Source organism: bacterium, assembly GCA_019637795.1.
In the GTDB taxonomy this organism is placed as follows: domain Bacteria; phylum Desulfobacterota; class Binatia; order HRBIN30; family CADEER01; genus JAHBUY01.
Window position 1 is genome coordinate 275,015 of sequence record JAHBUY010000007.1, and the last position, 15,647, is coordinate 290,661.

The following is a 15,647-nucleotide window of genomic DNA, read 5'->3' on the forward strand; positions in this document are numbered from 1 at the left end:
CCGCCTCAGTATTCCAGCACGACGTCGGCCGGCAGGGCGCGGACGATCGCGCGCCCATCCCGGATCTCAGCCGGCTGGCCGTTCACGGTCGCCCGGCGCAGCGGCGCCGGCAGCGGCGGATCGAGCACCAGACCGCCGCGCGGCCCCTCGAGCTCGCCGCTGATCTGCAGGCGCGTCCGCCCCTCGCCGTCGGCGCGCACCGTGTAGCTCAGCACGCCGTCGCGCGTCGGCAGGCGCTTCGCCCCGACGCCGCCGTCGCGCTCCACCCACTGACGCGGCAGGCCGGCGGCGAGGACCAGGGCGTCGTCGTCCTCGCGCTCGTAGACGAACATCGTCCGCACCGACTCGATGAAGCCGGCGCCGACCCAGGTGTGCGGCATGTCACCGATGAACTTGGGCGCCGCCGGATCGCGCCACACCACCTCGGCCCATTCGTTCCAGGCCGCCGGGCGGCGCCCCGCCATCAACAGCTCGAGCGCCTGCAACGCCTGGTCGCGATGGCCGAGGCGAATGAGCACGCCGACGTTGCGCAGCTCGTACGGGGCGTAGGCGTCCCAGGCCACCGTCTCGTCGCGCCGGCCGATCAGCTCGTCGTAGTAGCGCTGGAAGGTCCGTTCGAGCGCGGCCGCCGGCAGACGCGCCTGCTCGCCGACGGTCACCAGCGCCACCGAGGTCGAGCTCGGGTCGAAGTCGCCGAGATCCGCCGAGGCGGGGATGAAGTCGAGGCGCTTCTCCGCGATGACCCGCTCGATCGAGGCGTGCAGGTCGCGCTGCAGGCCGTCGCGCAGGGTGGTCGCGCGCAGCGCCTGCGCCGGGTCGTCCATCACCGTCGCCAGGAAGACGGCGTCCTTCAACCCGCGCAGGGCGTAGAAGTCGTCCCAGTAGGAGTGGACCGGATGCGCGGCGTAGCCCTCGTGGCTGATCGACTCCGGCAGCAGCCCGTAGAACGCCCGCCGGTCGCCCTGCTGGTACTCCGGCGTCAGGCGCTGGGCGCGCAGGCGTTCGAGGTAGTCGATGGCGCGGATCGCGTTCGGCCACAGGCGCTGCACCATGCCGACGTCGCGCGTGTAGCGGTAGTACTCGGCGAGGCAGTAGAGGAACTGGCCGTTGCTGTCGTGCTCGGGCAGCGGATCGGGCCCGTGGCGGTCGATGGCGCAGGGGATCTTGCCGTCGGGGTACTGGAAGCCGGCGTACCACGGCAGGAGGTCGCGCACTGGACCGGGAATGCCCATCTGCAGCAGCGCCGCCGAGGTCATGGCGGAGTCGCGGATCCACGAGCGCGCGTAGGTGCGCGAGCCGGGCTGGATGGCCGGACCGTCGCGATTGATCAGGATGTAGGCGAGCGTGCTCTTCACCGTGTCGACCAGCGGACGCGCGTCCTCCGGGACGTCCAGCTCGACGGGACCGAGCGCCTGCTGCCACGAGGCGATGGTGCGGGCGAGCGCCGCCTCGACGTGCGCCGCGGCGGTGGCCGGGGTGACGTCGGCGAGGTCGTGCTCGGAGCCGCTGTACGGCACCGCCAGCAGCACCTCCTGGCTGCCGTTGGGCGGCAGGCGCAGATCGTACTGGAGGGCGGCGGAGGCATAGCCGATCGGGTCCGTGACCTGGCGGCGCGCCGGTACCCGGCCGCCGAGCAGGAGCTCGCCGATCTGCGCCTCGTCGAAGGTGGTGGCGCCGGCCTGCGTGGCGGGGGTCAGGGAGACCACCGGCGTGCGATGGTTCACCCAGACGGTGCGGCCGTCGATGCTCAGATCGTGGATCTGGGTGACGCCGCCGATCATGTTCAGCGTCTGCCACGGCGGCAGCACCTGGAACGGGCGCACGGCGACGAACAGCGTCGCATCGCGCGCCGTGTCGCTGGCGTTGCTGACCCGGTAGCGGGCGTAGAGCACCGACGACCCCGGCTTGCCGGCGACGAAGGCGGTGGTGGCGAGGGTCAGCGGCGCCGCCTCCCAGGTGACGGTCGGGATCGGCAGGGAGCCGTCGGCCAGCGACTGGGTGATGCGGACGTCGTTCCAGGTGATCAGACGGCCGTCGCTCCACAGGAACGGCTCGAGCGAGAAGGAGCCGCGGTCCACCTCGAGCATCCCCTCCTCGTTCATCGCCGCCTTCTTGCGGTCGCCGTCGGCCCCGAGCACGGTCCAGTACGACTGCACGCCGCCGAAGTACTTCGGGTAGGTGCCGGCCGGCGCCTCGCGCGCCATGGCGGTGAAGAACGCGTTCGGCGACGCGGCGAGCTCGAGCGGCAGCAGGCTGACGCGGCGGATGGCGAAGCCCTCGCCGCGGCTGCTCTCCTGCAGCGCCAGGCGGACGTAGCGCGACTCGCCGTCGGGCAGGTAGACGTAATCGCGGCCGCCGTTGCCGTGGGTGCTGCGAAAGGCGGAGGTCCAGGACGAGCCGTCCTCCGACGTCAGCACCTCGTAGACGACGGCATAGTCGTCGGGATCCCAGTCGATGACCAGGCCGCCGTACTCGCGCACCTGGCCGAAGTCGAGCATCAGCCACTGCTCCGGTCCGAGGACGCCGCTGCGCCAGCGCGTGTAGGGATCGGCGTCGAGGACGCGCTCCGGCGTCTCGTCGGCGGCGGAGGTCGAGGCGGTGACGCGCATCGGCCCCGGGGTGCGGGTCGGCAGCACGCGGGTCTGCAGGCCGAGCTCGTCGATCCACACCGAGCCGCTGTCGCCGGCGCTGGCGGTGACGGCAAACTCGATGGCGGCGATGTCGCGCGGCGGGCCGCCGCTGAGCGGTCCCCAGGCGAACTCGATGCGCGGCTTCTTGATGCGCATCGCCCGCCAGCGCTCCGGCAGCGTGACGTCGCGCTCGCGGTACCACCAGACGTTGCGGTCGGTCTTGTCGATCAGCTTGAGCTCGAAGTCGATCGGCGGCCCGACCGCCCGGGTGTGCAGGGTGAAGGCGTAGTTCGCTGGCAGGTCGAGGGCGAACGACTTGCGCACCAGGACGTGGCCGCCGATCGGGAACCGGTAGTCGATGCGCATCGCCTGGCCGGCGACGCCGCGGTCGCGCGCCAGCTCGACCTGGGCGCCATCGGTGCCGATCGCCGTCCAGCCGTCGAGGGTCTCGAAGTCGTCGAGGACCGTCTCAGCGAGGATCAGTTGGCTCTTCATCACCATCACCAACGCCACGATGACGCAGCGGGCCAGGTGGCGCACGGTCGGCATCCTCCACGACGTTCCCTGTTCTGGCATACGACATCGGGGGATGCCACCGGCGCGCGGCCGACCATGGGCGGTCCCGCGCTGGCGTGGTACACGCATCGCGATGTCCGCCGCCCTCGACCGCCGCCTGCCGCTCGCCCACCTGCCGACGCCGCTGGTGGCGCTCGATCGCCTCGGCGCGGCGCTCGGCATGGCGCCGGGGCGCCTCTTCGCCAAGCTCGACGACAGCACCGGCCTCGCGGCCGGCGGCAACAAGGTGCGCAAGCTCGAGTACCTGTGCGCCGCGGCGCGGGCGCAGGGCTGCGACACGTTGGTCACCGGCGGCGGGGCCCAGAGCAACCACGCCCGGCTCACCGCCGCGGCGGCGCGCCGGCTCGGTCTGGAGTGCACGCTGGTGCTCGGCGGCCAGCCGCCGCCGCTGCCGGTCGGCAACCTGCTGCTCGACCACCTGCTCGGCGCCGACCTGCGCTGGGTCGACGCCTATGACTTCGCCGCCATCGAACGGGCGATCGACGCCGCGGCCGACGCGCTGGCGGCCGCCGGTCGCCGACCGTACCGCATCCCGATCGGCGGCTCGACGCCGCTCGGCGCGCTCGGCTACGTGCGCTGCGCCATCGAGCTGCTGGCGCAGGCGCCGCGCGCCACGCTGGTGGTCGTCGCCTGCGGATCGGGCGGCACGCATGCCGGGCTCGCCGCCGGGCTCGGCGAGCATCGCCGCGTGCTCGGCATCGACGTCGGCGCTCGCCCGGGCCTGGCGGCGCACGTGGAAGAGCTGGCGACCGCCACCGCGGCGCTCGCCGCGCTGCCGCCGCCGGACGGCGCGGCGCAGGTCGACGCGACGCAGGTCGGCCCCGGCTACGCCGCGCCCACCGACGCCTGCCGCGAGGCGATCGCCATGGCGGCCCGTCTCGAGGGCCTGGTGCTCGATCCCGTCTACACGGGCAAGGCGATGGCCGGTCTGATCGCCGCCCGCCGCGCCGGTCGCATCGCCGCCGACGCGCCGGTGGTGTTCGTGCACACCGGCGGCCTCCCCGGCCTGTTCACGCCGAGCGCGAGCGCCTGGCTGAGCGCGACCTGACGGCCGGCTACTGCGGCCGGGTTCTGGCGATGATCGCCGCGGCGATCGCCTCGGCGACGCGCTCGGCGCCGCGCGGCGTGAAGTGGCAGCAGGTGTCGGCGTAGATGTCGCCCGCTTCGTCGTGGAACAGCATCGTCAGGTCGTGGAAGTCGACCCCCTGCCCCGCCAGCTCGCGGCCGCGCGCGACCAGCAGCGGGTAGCCGGCAGTGACACGACCGGCGGCGGCGACGTCGGCGTCCCAGGCGATGCGACGCTCCGTCTCGTTCAGCACCTTCGAGCCCTCGAAATACTGATTGGGCTGGAGGAAGTGCAGGTACTCGATGCCCTGGCCGCGGCACAGGCTGTCCATCGCCAGCGAGGCGCGGGCCCACACCTCGACGAGCTCGGTGAACATCGCCTCCGGGTCGGCGAAGGCGAACGGCGGTCCGCTCACCTGCGGCGGCTTCGCCTGGCTCGCCGTGGCGGCATCGAGCGCCGCCGTCTCGCGCCGCAGCGCCGCCAGCTCGCGCCGGTCGAGCGCCTCCCAGAGCGCCAGCAGGAAGGCGCTGTGGCCGACGGCGGGCCAGGCCGCGAACTGGCGGCGCAGCGCCTCGCGCCGCTCGCGGATGCCCTCGATCCGCGCCACCAGCCGAAGCTGGTCGCGGTCGAGGACGTGCTGCGCCTGCACCTGCCAGTGGTGCGGGTAGAACGGATTGACCCCGTCCTGCACGTTGTCCGCGGCGGCGTCGATCTCGTTGAAGCCGTCGAGGTTGACCACCGCGTCGAACTGCGCCCCGAGGGCCAGCAACTCGGCCAGCACCAGCAACTGCTGCGGCTGTTTGTAGCCGCCGAGCGCGGTGCTCAGCACCTCGATGTGGCGGTGGGCGAAGGCGGGATCGCGGCGCAGGGCGGCGATCAGCGCCCGTTGACCGAGCGTGAAGACCTGGTCGGCGACGGAGCCGCCGAAGAAGGCGACGACGTACCGGTCCGGGCTGCGGGTGGTGAGCGGCGAGGCGCGGAAGAAGCCGTACGGATTGATCCCCGGCGAGCGCGGATCGACGACGTAGCCGAAGTACGGATGAGCCATGATGCGCTGGTCCTCGAGCGCCTGCGCCCGCGGCAGCTCGGCATCGTCGGCGGCGCTGGCGAACAGGCGGCCGGCGCGCTCCGCCCGTGCGCCGCCATCGACCAGGCGGGTGCCGATTTCCAGCAGCCCGGCTGCGCAGGCGATCGCCGCCGCGACCACGGCGAGGCGTTTCAGCAGCAGGGGCACCGGCCGCTGTTAGCGCAGCGCGCCCGGCGGCGAAAGCCGCCCGGCGGCGCCTCAGGGCCGCTGGTTGACCAGGAGGAGCGGGCGCGGCGCCGGCGCGGCGTCCCCTGCCACCTGCGGCGCCGGGTCGATCGGCAGCGCCACGGTGACCGTCGTCCCCTCGCCGACCGCGCTCTCGACCCGGACGCTGCCGCCGTGCGCCTCGACCACGGCGCGGACGATGAAGAGACCGAGGCCGGCGCCGTCGATGCCGCGGCTGCGGACGCCGCGGAAGTGCGGTTCGGCCAGGCGCGGCAGCTCGTCCGGCGGAATGCCCGGGCCGTCGTCGGCAACCGTGAGCTGCACCATGCCGCGCTGCCGGCGGGCGCCGAGACGCACCCGGCCGCCGGCGGGCGTGAACTTGATCGCGTTGCCCAGCAGGTTGGCGATGACCCGTTCCATCTGCACCGCGTCGAGCGCCAGCAGCGGCAGGTTGGCGTCCACGCGCGTCTGCAGCGCCACCCCCTTGATGGCGCTGGCGCTGCGCGCCACCACCAGCGCGTCGTCGACCACCGCCGCCAGGCTGGCGCTGCGCGGCTGCACCACCAGACGCCCGGCTTCGATGCGCTCGGCGTCGATCAGGTTCTGCGACAGGGTGATCACCTGGCGGGTGCTGGCGCGGATGCGCCGGGTGAGATCGGCCTGCTGCGGGTTCAGCTCGCCGGCGCTCCCGTCGAGCAGGAGATCGGCCAGCGACTCGATGACGCCGAGCGGGTTCTTCAGGTCGTGGCTGACACCCGACAGCAGGTCGAGGCGCAGCGCGCGCGCCTGCTGCGCCTCGGCGTCGCGCTCGCGGTTGCGCGCCAGGTGCACCAGTTGCCCGAAGAAGAGCGCGACGACGAAGAGGAATGGCACCCGCAGCATGTAGCCCTGCGCGAGCAGCGCGCCGATGCCCTGGTACTCGACCACGGTGTAGAGGTTCGCCACCGTGATCAGCAGCGCCGCGCCGACCACCAGGCCGATGCGCTCCGACAACGCGCTGAGGAAGAGGACGGCGAAGTAGAGCACGAACAGGTCGCCGCCCGCCGCGCCCGTGAGCGCGAGCGCGAGCGTGAGGGCCAGGGTGTCGACGGCGACCACCGTCCACTCGAGCGCCGCCGCCGAGCGCAGGCGCGGCAACCATTCGGTGAGGAGCACGTTCGAGCCCAGATACGCGGCGACGAAGAGCGCCACCCAGGGCGACATCTCGCTCAGTGGACGGCTGAACAGCACCAGATACGCGGTAGTGACGATCAACACCCAGCGCAGCAGAAGGATGCCGTGGGCATGGTGCAGCACGGCCAGCGGGAATGCAGCATTCCCGCTGGTTTGCCGTGTATTCTTGGTCGCCTGCTCGGGCACGGCTGGCGATCAGAGCACGCCTCGTGCCGGACAACGACGCGGCGATGCGGATGGGGGCGCTGAATGCGCCCCCACCGCGTTTTCAGGCGAACCCCTGCCGCCCGATCGACGGGCCCCGGCACCGCAGTGTCGAAAGATCGCCGAGCGTCACGGAACGCGACGATTCGGACCGGATCCGCTGTGCGGACTGCCAGGGCGCTCGCCGTCGCGCGCGCCGTTGGATGGCGCATTCGGCTGTGGAGAGACGCGGTCGTCCTCGCGATGACGATGGCGCGGCCGACGGCGGCCGGTTTGGCGCGCCGGGGCAAATGGGCTAATCCGGTCCGATCCGTTTGCCAGGGGGATCGCGAAGATGACGACGAGAACGGCACGCGCCGCGGGCGCGCTCGGGTTGCTGGTGGCGTTGGGGGTGCCGATGGCGAGCCGCGCCGCGGAAGAGGACGGCGACGCCAAGGCGCTGGTCGCCAAGGTCGCGGCGGCGATCCCCAAGAGTCCGGTCACCGCCAAGCTGACGCTGTCCTCGAGCGAGCTGCCGCCGCGCGAGCTGGCGATGAGCCGCAAGTACCTGAACGGCGCCCACGGCAGCTACCTCGAGGTGACGGCGCCGGACGAGCTCGAGGGGATTCGCTTCCTGTTCATCGAGCGCGCGAACGAACCCAATGAGCAGTACATCAAGGTGAAGGCGAGCCGGAATCCCGTGCGGGTCCAGGAGGGGGTGCGCACGCAGCCGTTCCTCGGCTCGGCGTTCTACGTGTCCGACCTCGTCCTGCCCGAGATCGAGGACTACACGTACAAGTACGTGGGCAAGGACGTGATCGGCGGCCGCAGCGTGACCCTGGTGGAAATGACGCCGAAGGACCCGGAGAAGGGGGTCTACGCCAGGACGGTGCTCGCCCTCGATCCCAAGGACCTGCTGATCATGCGCCGCGAGTTCTTCGACCAGAAGGGCGACAAGGTGAAGGTCTGGACCATCGACAAGGTCGAGCAGATCGACGGCATCTGGACGCTCACCGGGCAGGAGATGCAGGACCTGAAGAACAACACCAAGTCCCGCCTCGACGTCAGCGACGTGAAGTACAACGCCGAGCTGCCCGACGTGATGTTCACCCCCAAGTACCTGACCCGCTGACGGGCCTCTGCCTCGCTCCCCGTCCACCCGCCTTCCCCTGCCGCGTCACGCCCGGCGCGGGCGGAGGAAAAGGGCACGCCGTCCCCCGGGCCCGCGTGCTATGCAGCGGCGACATCGGGGGGAATGTCCATGACGATTCGGCTCGCTCGCAGCGCCGTGTTCGCGGCGTGGTTGGCCAGCGCCTCCGGCGCCGCCGCGCTCGAGGTCGCTCTCGCCCCGTTCGCCAGCGGCTTCAACCGTCCGGTGGCGCTCGCCCACGCCGGCGACAGCCGCCTGTTCGTGGTCGAGAAGGGCGGCTACATCCGCGTCGTGCAGGCCGATGGCAGCATGCTGCCGACGCCGTTTCTCGACATCCACGGCGCCGTCTCCACCGGCAACGAGCAGGGCCTGCTCGGCCTGGCGTTCCACCCGGACTACGCCAGCAACGGCTTCTTCTACATCGACTACACCGACACCGCCGGCGCCACCCGGGTGGTGCGCTACACGGTGAGCGGCAACCCGAACGTCGCCGTCGCGGGCAGCGCCACGCCGGTGCTGAGCGTCGCCCAGCCCTTCGCCAACCACAACGGCGGTGATCTCCACTTCGGCCCGGACGGCTATCTGTACATCAGCCTCGGCGACGGCGGCGCCGCCTGCGATCCCGGCGACACGGCGCAGAGCGGCAGCTCGCTGCTCGGCAAGCTGCTGCGACTCGACGTCGACAGCGCCTCGCCCTACGCCATTCCGCCCTCGAACCCCTACGCCGGCCCCGACGGCATCGCCGACGAGATCTGGGCCCTCGGCCTGCGCAATCCCTGGCGCTTCAGCTTCGACCGCCTGAGCGGCGACCTGTGGATCGGCGACGTCGGCCAGAACGCGCGCGAGGAGGTCGACTTCCAGCCCGCTGCGTCGAGCGGCGGCGAGAACTACGGTTGGGACTGCCGCGAGGGGTTTGCTTCGGCCGCCAGCGCCAGCGGCTGTTCGACCACCGCGACCTGCATGCCGCTCAGCCTGTTCGTCGAACCGGTCCACGACTACGGCCACGGCGCCGGCTGCTCGATCACCGGCGGCTACCGCTATCGCGGCAGCGCCGTGCCCGCTCTCTCCGGCCTCTACGTGTTCTCGGACTACTGCGCCGGCGAGATGCGCGCTCTCGCCACCGCCGACGGCGGCCTGACCTGGAGCGCGCAGTCGTTGGGCACCCCGGTCGCCGGACTCTTCCCGACCGCGTTCGGCGAGGACGTCGCCGGCGAGCTCTACGTCGCCAGCGACGGCGGCACCGTCTACCGCGTGCAGGCCCCGGCTGCCGCGCCAGCCTGTCCGGGGTCACCGAGGGTCGGCTGCGCGAGCGCCGACAAGGCCACGATCAAGGCCAGGCGCGGCGGCGACGCCAACAGGAACACCTTGCTCTGGAGATGGTCGGTCGCCAGCGCCACTGCCGATTTCGGCGATCCCACCACCGCGACGAGCTTTCGCCTCTGCCTGTACGCCGATGCCACCCCTATCGATCTCTCGGTCGGCGTCGCCGGCGGCGGCGGCGCCTGGCGAAGCGCCGGCAGCGGCTTCCGCTACGGGGATCCGAGCGCCGCGGGCGACGGCGCGTTCAAGCTGCTGCTCAGGGGAACGCCCGGCGGCAAGTCCACGCTGCTGCTCAAGGCGAAGGGCGCGAACCTCGATCTCGCCGCCCTCCCCCTCGGCCTCGCCAGCGAACCGCTGGTCACGCAACTGATCCGCAACGACGCCCCGACCTGCTGGGAAGCCACCTTCACGAGTCTGACGGCCGATGACGGGAGCGCGCTGAAGGCGAAGTCACCCTGAGCCTCAGGCAGCGCGCAGCCGCGGCCGGCGGCGCGCGACGAGCGGCTCGAGGAGGGCTTCGATCGGAACCTGCAACGCCGCGGCGATGCGCGTCAGCTCGTCAGGCTGCGCTTCGGCGACCCCGTTCTCGATCGCCGACAGGCGCCCCCAGGCGATGGCCGCTCGCTTGGCGAGCACCATCTGCATCACCCCACGTTCGAATCGGCAGCGCTTGAGCGGCGTCAGTCGCATCGGTCTACCCCTCCATCGAGCCGCGCGGAGAGGGTGCAATCGATGTGCCCGGCGGCCGCGCGCGGGTCTCGATCGGCAATTCCGGGACAGTGTCGAAAGCTTGCCAGAATCGGGTGTTACGCCCGCGATGCGCACCTGCCACATGAGACGGCACAGAAGGCCGACGGCAAGTGGCCTCGGGACGCGGCCCATGGTAGGAGCGCTGCGACGTCGTTGACCCATGCGCGCGTGGATTGTGGTGAGCGGCGCCCTGATCGCCGCCGGTGTGGCGATCTTTCTCTACAAGCTGTTCGTCCTCGGCTATCCGCTGAGCGTCGCGGACGCGCCGGGGACGTGGCGGGTCGACATCATCGTCACCGCCACCGGCAAGGGCAGCCGGACGGTGATCGACATCCCGCTCCCGCGTCCGTCGGGCTACCAGCGCATCCTCACCGAGGAGGTGCACTCGGACGGACTGCGCTTCAGCATCAGCGAGGGTAGCGACGGCGACCGCCGCGGGCGCTGGCACGGGCGGCTCGACGGCACCGCCGCCCCCTCCTACCAGGTGACGCTCGAGGCGACGCCGTACGGCCGCCCGCTGCCGCCGAACGAAGCCGGCGGCAAGTATCCCGACTCGGTCGCCAGCTACCTCGCCCCGTCGCCGGCGGTGCAGCAGGGCGACCCGGCGATCACCGCCCTGAGCCGCGAGCTGCTGCTCGACCAGAAGAACAGGGCCGCCCTGGCGCGCGGCATCTTCGACTTCGTCTCCGGTGAGATCGGGGCGCTGAACAGCGTCGCGCCGATGGACGCCGTCACCGTGCTGCGCGAGGGCCGCGGCAATGGGCTCGGCCGCGCCCGCCTCTTCTGCGCCCTGGCGCGCGCCAACGGCCTGCCCTGCCGGGTCGTCGGCGGCATCGCCCTGGTCGACGGGCGCAGCGACCAGTTCGCGTACTGGAACGAGGTCTACCTGGGCGGCGGCTGGGCCCCCTTCGACGTCGTCGGCGGCCACGCCGGCAGCCTGCCCGCCGACCGCATGTCGCTCGGACCGATCAAGGGCGCCGAGCTGATCACGGCCGAGAACCTGAGCGCCCTGTCCTACCGCTTCGACGTCCAGTCCGAGCTCGAAACCTATGCCGAGCTGGTGAATCGGCGGCGCGCCAACTCGCAGCACTGGCTCGACCGCCTCTCGCTGCTCTTCCTGCCGGTGCAACAGCAGCATGCGCTGCGCATCCTCCTCCTCGTGCCGCTCGGGGCGCTGGCGATGTGCGTGCTGCGCAACATCGCCGGCCTGCGCACCTTCGGCATGTTCATGCCGGTGCTCATCGCCCTCGCGTTCACCGGGACCGGGCTGCTGTGGGGCACGCTGTTCCTCCTCCTGATCATCGGCTTCGCGCTGCTGTCGCGGCTGTGGATCCAGCGCCTCTATCTGCTGCTGGCGGCGCGCATCGCGTTCATTCTCACGCTGGTGATCCTGCTCATGGTGGCGCTGTTCATCCTCGGCGCCCGCTTCGACATGCCGACCGGCGGCGTCGGCGCCTTCCCCTTCGTCATCATGACGATGATCGTCGAGCGCATCAGCGTCGGCCTCGAGGAGGAAGGGCTGGCCAACACGCTGCGCCGCCTCGGCGCCACGCTGGCGTCGATCTACCTGACCTATGGCGTGATCCACGCCCAGGGCCTGCAGACGCTCTTCCTCATCTATCCCGAGCTGCTGCTCATCATCCTCGGCCTGCTCGTTGCCGTGGGCCGGTACACCGGCTACCGTCTGACCGAACTCGTGCGCTTTCGTGAGCTCGCCGACGTCAGCCAATCCGCCACCATGCCGCCGCCGAACGGCGGCCCGTCCGCTGGCGCCTGAGCGCTCGGCCCTCCCCTGATGCGGCGTCTCTTCGCCCGCGCCCGCGCCCTGCGCGCGCGCGGCGTGCTCGGCATCAATCAGCGCAACGGCGCCTTCGTCCTGCCGCTCAATCCGCGCCAGCACTACCCGCGGGTCGACGACAAGCTGATCACCAAGCGCCTGGCGCAGGCGGCCGGGATCCCCACGCCGGCCCTGCACGGCGTCATCGCCTTCCAGCATCAGCTCCGCGACCTGGGGGCGATGTTCGCCGGCCGGACGTCCTTCGTCCTCAAGCCGGCCCGCGGCGCCCAGGGCAACGGCATCGTGGTCGTGACCGGGAGCGACGGCAACGGCGGCTTCCGCAAGAGCAGCGGCGCGCTGCTCACCGCGGCGGCGCTGCGCCAACACGTCTCGAACACCATTTCCGGGCTCTTCTCGCTGCGCGGCGACGTCGATGCCTGTCTGCTCGAGGAGCGCGTCGTCCTGCACGCGGCGTTCGCCCCCATCGCCCGCTTCGGCGTCCCCGACGTGCGCGTGATCGTCTATCGCGGCCTGCCGATCATGGCCATGTGCCGCCTGCCGACCGCGCAATCGGACGGCCGCGCCAATCTGCACCAGGGGGCCATCGGCGCCGGCATCGCCATCCGCGATGGGCGCATCGTCCACGCGGCGCTGCAGAACGCGGGCGTCACCCACCACGTCGACACCGGCGCGCCGATCGTCGGCTTCACCATTCCGCTCTGGGACGACGTGCTCTCCCTCGCCGTCCGCTCGGCGGAGATGAGCGGCCTCGGGTATCTCGGCGTCGACATCGTCATCGACGCGCGCCACGGACCGCAGCTCCTCGAGCTCAACGCCCGCCCGGGCCTCGCCATCCAGGTGGCGAACGCCGAAGGCCTCCTGCCGCGGCTGCGGCGCGCCGAGCGCGTCCCCAGCGACGCCCTCTCCACATGGTCGAATCGTCTGCAGGTCGCGCGCCAGCTCTTCTGATCGGCGCCGTCCTGGCGCTGCTCGCCAGCCCGGCGACGGCGGCGCCGCCGCCCTCGACCTGGGAGGTGACGGTGGCGTTGCGCCTCGATGGCGGCGGCGGCACGCCGGTGAGCGCCCGCGTCGCCCTGCCGCCGAACGACGACCTGCAGGAGCTGCGCGACGTGTCGGTCCAGGCGCGAGGGCTGACCGCCACCGTGGTGCGCGACGGCGATGCGCCGCACGTCGAGCTGCGGGGCAAGCTCAAGGGCGCTCGCCGCGTCGCCGTCCAGTACGTCGTGCACCGCGCCCGCGCCACCGGTACCCTGCCGGTGATCCTGCCGCTCGACGCGCCGCCACCGGCCCTGCTGCCCTTCCTCATGCCCAGCCCGACCTTCCAATCGCGCTCGATCCTGGTGCGCGACTTCCTGGAGACCAATGTCGCGCCGATGCTGAGCACGCCGGGGGCGCCGGATCTCGTCCGCACCCTGCACCAGGTGACGCGCGACCGCTTCACCTGGGCGGGGGACGGCAAGACCCTGACGCTCGACGTCATCCGCTCCGGCCGGGGCAGACGCATCGGCATCGAGCGCGTCTTCACCACCTTTCTGCGCTGCGCGCGCATCCCGGCGCGCTTCGTCGAGGGCGTCAACCTGGCCAGCAGCACGCACCGCAAGCGCGTCTTCTGGACCGAGGTCTGGGGCCAGAACCGCTGGTGGCCGGTCAGCGCCTCCTCCGGTTGGATCGGCCGCCTGCCGCTGACCTACGTGGCGCTCACCCGCGATGGCCAGCGCGCGGTGCAGGTCGAGGGCGCCGCCGATTTCAGCTACGCCATCCAGGCCAAGCCACTGCCCGAGGCGCCGGCATGAGGCGGGTCGCCGTCGCGCTGCTGCTCGCGCTGCTGGCCGCGCGCGCCGGGGCGGAGACCGCACCGCTGCGCATCGCTCCCGCCTCCGATGCCTCGCTGTCGAGCATGTTGCTGCTGGCGGCGCCGCCGGCGGCGCCGGTCATCCTCTTCGATCCGCAGGACCAGGACGTCGCGACGCGCGCCCGCGCCGCGCATTCCGGGCCGGTCGAATGCTACGCCCGCAGCACCACCGCCGCCCCGGCGCGCGCGCTCGAAGAGGATCTCGCCGGCGTCGCCTGCGTCAACGCCGACGACCTGCTGGCCCTGGCGCAGCGCTGGTGGCCGTCGCCACCCGCCGTCGTGGTGGTGCCGGGCGGTCGCTATCCGTGGCTGCTGCAGGCGGCGGCCCTGGCCGGCGCCCGCGCGGCCGCGTTGCTGCCGGTGAACCCGCGCCGCCCGCTCGCGCCCGAGGCGCTGCAGCGCTGGGCGGGAACGCAGTGGATCCTCGTCGGCAGCCCGCCGCCGGAGATTCCCCTACCCGCCGGCGCCCGCGTGCAACGCCTGGAGACGCTCGACGCCGTGCGCGCCGCCACCGTGGCGGCCCTGGGGGACTTCACCACCGTCGCGGTCGCGAACCCGGCCGATCGGCGCGGTCGCTTCTCGCCCTCGTCGTTGTCGCTGCTGGCGCCGCGCATCGCCACCGTGCACAAGGCCCCCCTGGTGCTGGTGAGCGCCGCCGACCCCGAGGTGGTCGAGCGCGAGGTCGAGGCCGCGATCGCCGCCGCGGGGCATACGCCGACCCACGTCTACCTGGTGGGCGACGAGCTGGCGCTGCGCAGCCATCGCGTCCCCGATCCGGTGCTCGAGGCGGGCGGGCCGGAAGCGCTCGGCGGCGCCCGCGAGGTTCGCGTCGAGCTGTTCTCTCGCCTGCAGCGGCAGGAGCCCCAGGACTACGCGGTCGGCCGCTTCGTCGCCGAGGACGTCGCCCGCGGCAGCGCGACGCTCACGCGTCAGCTCGCGCCAGCCAACGACGGCGGTCGCATCGTCTTCCTCTCCAACGCCGACCAGGTGTTCGCCCTCGGCGAGACCATCTCGCGCAGCACGGTCAGCGAGCTGCGCAACGCCGGCATCAAGGTGCACGCCAGCTTTCGCGACGCCGTCACGCCGGCGGGCATCCAGGACGCGCTGCTGCACGCCGGCCTGTTGGTCTGGGAGGGACATGCCCGCGACCTCACCCTGGAGGAGCGCGGCGGCATCGCGGTCGCGCGCACGCCGCCCTTCGTCGTCCTGCAGGGCTGCTACACCCTCGACCGCTCCGATCCCTTCATCCTCCTCGACCGCGGCACCGAGGCCATCGTCGCCACCTCGGCGGCGATCTACAGCGCCTCGGGGTCGGCCTTCGCGCGGGCGCTGTTCGACGCCCTCCTCTACGACGGCGCCGACATGGGCACCGCGGTGCGCAACGCGCGCAACTTCCTCCTCGCCGTCACCGAGCTGAAGAAGCAGCGCGGCCACGCCGACTGGACCAAGACCTACCGCGCCGCTCTCGCCTTCGCCCTCTGGGGCGATCCGACCGCGCGGCCGCCGCTGGCCGCGCCGGTGAGCAGGGTCCCGCCAGCCTCCTGGCAGCTCACGGATGGCGCCCTCACCCTGACCATTCCGCCGCGCCATCTCGAGCCGGTGACGGTCGGGCCCTATACCGCGCATCCGGTGCCGCGCGCGATGCTCACCGGGCTCCTGCTGCGCGACGGTGACAAGCCGGTGTTGACGGTGAAGGAGCTCTTCTTCGCCGTCGTCCACCCCCCCGCCGGCAGGACGACGGCCTGCCCGCCCGCGGCGGGCTGGGACGTGCAGTCCTTCTACGCCCCGATGACCCGCACGCTGTCGGTGCTGGCACGCCCCCCGGGGGAGCTGGTGGCCAACCCCACGCCGAGCGGCAGCTTCGCGCTGCCATTGGTCGACGGACCGTGCCCCTGAG

The 15,647-nt window shown here is 72.3% G+C and carries 11 protein-coding genes; 7 read left to right on the plus strand and 4 right to left on the minus strand.

All coding sequences use genetic code 11. The features are described 5' to 3' along the window. Positions 1–5: 5 nt before the first annotated feature. A complete protein-coding gene (locus KF840_22915; protein MBX3027757.1) occupies positions 6–3,179 on the minus strand; it encodes a discoidin domain-containing protein in 3,174 nt (1,057 codons plus the stop codon). A gap of 100 nt (positions 3,180–3,279) precedes the next feature. Here KF840_22915 and KF840_22920 point away from each other — a divergent pair, with 100 nt between their 5' ends. Next, positions 3,280–4,254, plus strand: a complete 975-nt coding sequence (locus KF840_22920; GenBank protein ID MBX3027758.1) for a pyridoxal-phosphate dependent enzyme — start codon at positions 3,280–3,282, stop codon at positions 4,252–4,254. 7 nt (positions 4,255–4,261) lie between these two features. Here KF840_22920 and KF840_22925 read toward each other — a convergent pair whose 3' ends face one another. Together KF840_22925 and KF840_22930 are read right to left on the minus strand one after the other, a co-directional pair. Then, positions 4,262–5,506: a hypothetical protein gene (locus KF840_22925; GenBank protein ID MBX3027759.1), complete on the minus strand. Its 1,245-nt coding sequence runs from the start codon at positions 5,504–5,506 to the stop codon at positions 4,262–4,264. A 51-nt stretch (positions 5,507–5,557) separates the two neighbouring features. Next, positions 5,558–6,820 (minus strand): hypothetical protein, encoded by a 1,263-nt coding sequence (locus KF840_22930; protein MBX3027760.1) that lies wholly within the window; start codon positions 6,818–6,820, stop codon positions 5,558–5,560. Positions 6,821–7,235: 415 nt separating this feature from the next. On the opposite strand from KF840_22930, the gene KF840_22935 reads away from it, so the two are divergent. Both KF840_22935 and KF840_22940 read left to right on the plus strand, forming a co-directional pair. Then, positions 7,236–8,012, plus strand: a complete 777-nt coding sequence (locus KF840_22935) for an outer membrane lipoprotein-sorting protein (GenBank protein ID MBX3027761.1) — start codon at positions 7,236–7,238, stop codon at positions 8,010–8,012. Positions 8,013–8,141: 129 nt separating this feature from the next. Continuing rightward, positions 8,142–9,809 (plus strand): PQQ-dependent sugar dehydrogenase, encoded by a 1,668-nt coding sequence (locus KF840_22940; GenBank protein ID MBX3027762.1) that lies wholly within the window; start codon positions 8,142–8,144, stop codon positions 9,807–9,809. Between the two features lie 3 nt (positions 9,810–9,812). Here the strand turns inward: KF840_22940 and KF840_22945 are convergent, their stop codons facing one another. Next, positions 9,813–10,040 (minus strand): helix-turn-helix transcriptional regulator, encoded by a 228-nt coding sequence (locus KF840_22945; GenBank protein ID MBX3027763.1) that lies wholly within the window; start codon positions 10,038–10,040, stop codon positions 9,813–9,815. Positions 10,041–10,260: 220 nt separating this feature from the next. Between KF840_22945 and KF840_22950 the strand changes: the two genes are divergently transcribed. From KF840_22950 to KF840_22965, 4 genes are read left to right on the plus strand one after another with little or no spacing between them, the layout of a single operon-like run. Next, a complete protein-coding gene (locus KF840_22950; protein ID MBX3027764.1) occupies positions 10,261–11,877 on the plus strand; it encodes a hypothetical protein in 1,617 nt (538 codons plus the stop codon). Between the two features lie 18 nt (positions 11,878–11,895). Then, entirely contained in the window at positions 11,896–12,846 is a 951-nt protein-coding gene (locus tag KF840_22955; protein MBX3027765.1) for an alpha-L-glutamate ligase-like protein, read from the plus strand. Continuing rightward, positions 12,807–13,691 (plus strand): transglutaminase domain-containing protein, encoded by an 885-nt coding sequence (locus KF840_22960; protein MBX3027766.1) that lies wholly within the window; start codon positions 12,807–12,809, stop codon positions 13,689–13,691. The genes KF840_22955 and KF840_22960 overlap by 40 nt, the downstream gene beginning before the upstream one ends. Further along, positions 13,688–15,646: a hypothetical protein gene (locus tag KF840_22965; GenBank protein MBX3027767.1), complete on the plus strand. Its 1,959-nt coding sequence runs from the start codon at positions 13,688–13,690 to the stop codon at positions 15,644–15,646. The genes KF840_22960 and KF840_22965 overlap by 4 nt, the downstream gene beginning before the upstream one ends. Position 15,647: the final 1 nt, after the last annotated feature.

Excerpts from the sequence above, each read along its gene's own strand:
- KF840_22915 (MBX3027757.1), bottom strand. The coding sequence starts at position 3,179 with ATGCCGACCGTGCGCCACCTGGCCCGCTGCGTCATCGTGGCGTTGGTG.
- KF840_22920 (MBX3027758.1), top strand. The coding sequence starts at position 3,280 with ATGTCCGCCGCCCTCGACCGCCGCCTGCCGCTCGCCCACCTGCCGACG.
- KF840_22935 (MBX3027761.1), top strand. The coding sequence starts at position 7,236 with ATGACGACGAGAACGGCACGCGCCGCGGGCGCGCTCGGGTTGCTGGTG.
- KF840_22940 (MBX3027762.1), top strand. The coding sequence starts at position 8,142 with ATGACGATTCGGCTCGCTCGCAGCGCCGTGTTCGCGGCGTGGTTGGCC.
- KF840_22945 (MBX3027763.1), bottom strand. The coding sequence starts at position 10,040 with ATGCGACTGACGCCGCTCAAGCGCTGCCGATTCGAACGTGGGGTGATG.
- KF840_22950 (MBX3027764.1), top strand. The coding sequence starts at position 10,261 with ATGCGCGCGTGGATTGTGGTGAGCGGCGCCCTGATCGCCGCCGGTGTG.
- KF840_22955 (MBX3027765.1), top strand. The coding sequence starts at position 11,896 with ATGCGGCGTCTCTTCGCCCGCGCCCGCGCCCTGCGCGCGCGCGGCGTG.
- KF840_22960 (MBX3027766.1), top strand. The coding sequence starts at position 12,807 with ATGGTCGAATCGTCTGCAGGTCGCGCGCCAGCTCTTCTGATCGGCGCC.
- KF840_22965 (MBX3027767.1), top strand. The coding sequence starts at position 13,688 with ATGAGGCGGGTCGCCGTCGCGCTGCTGCTCGCGCTGCTGGCCGCGCGC.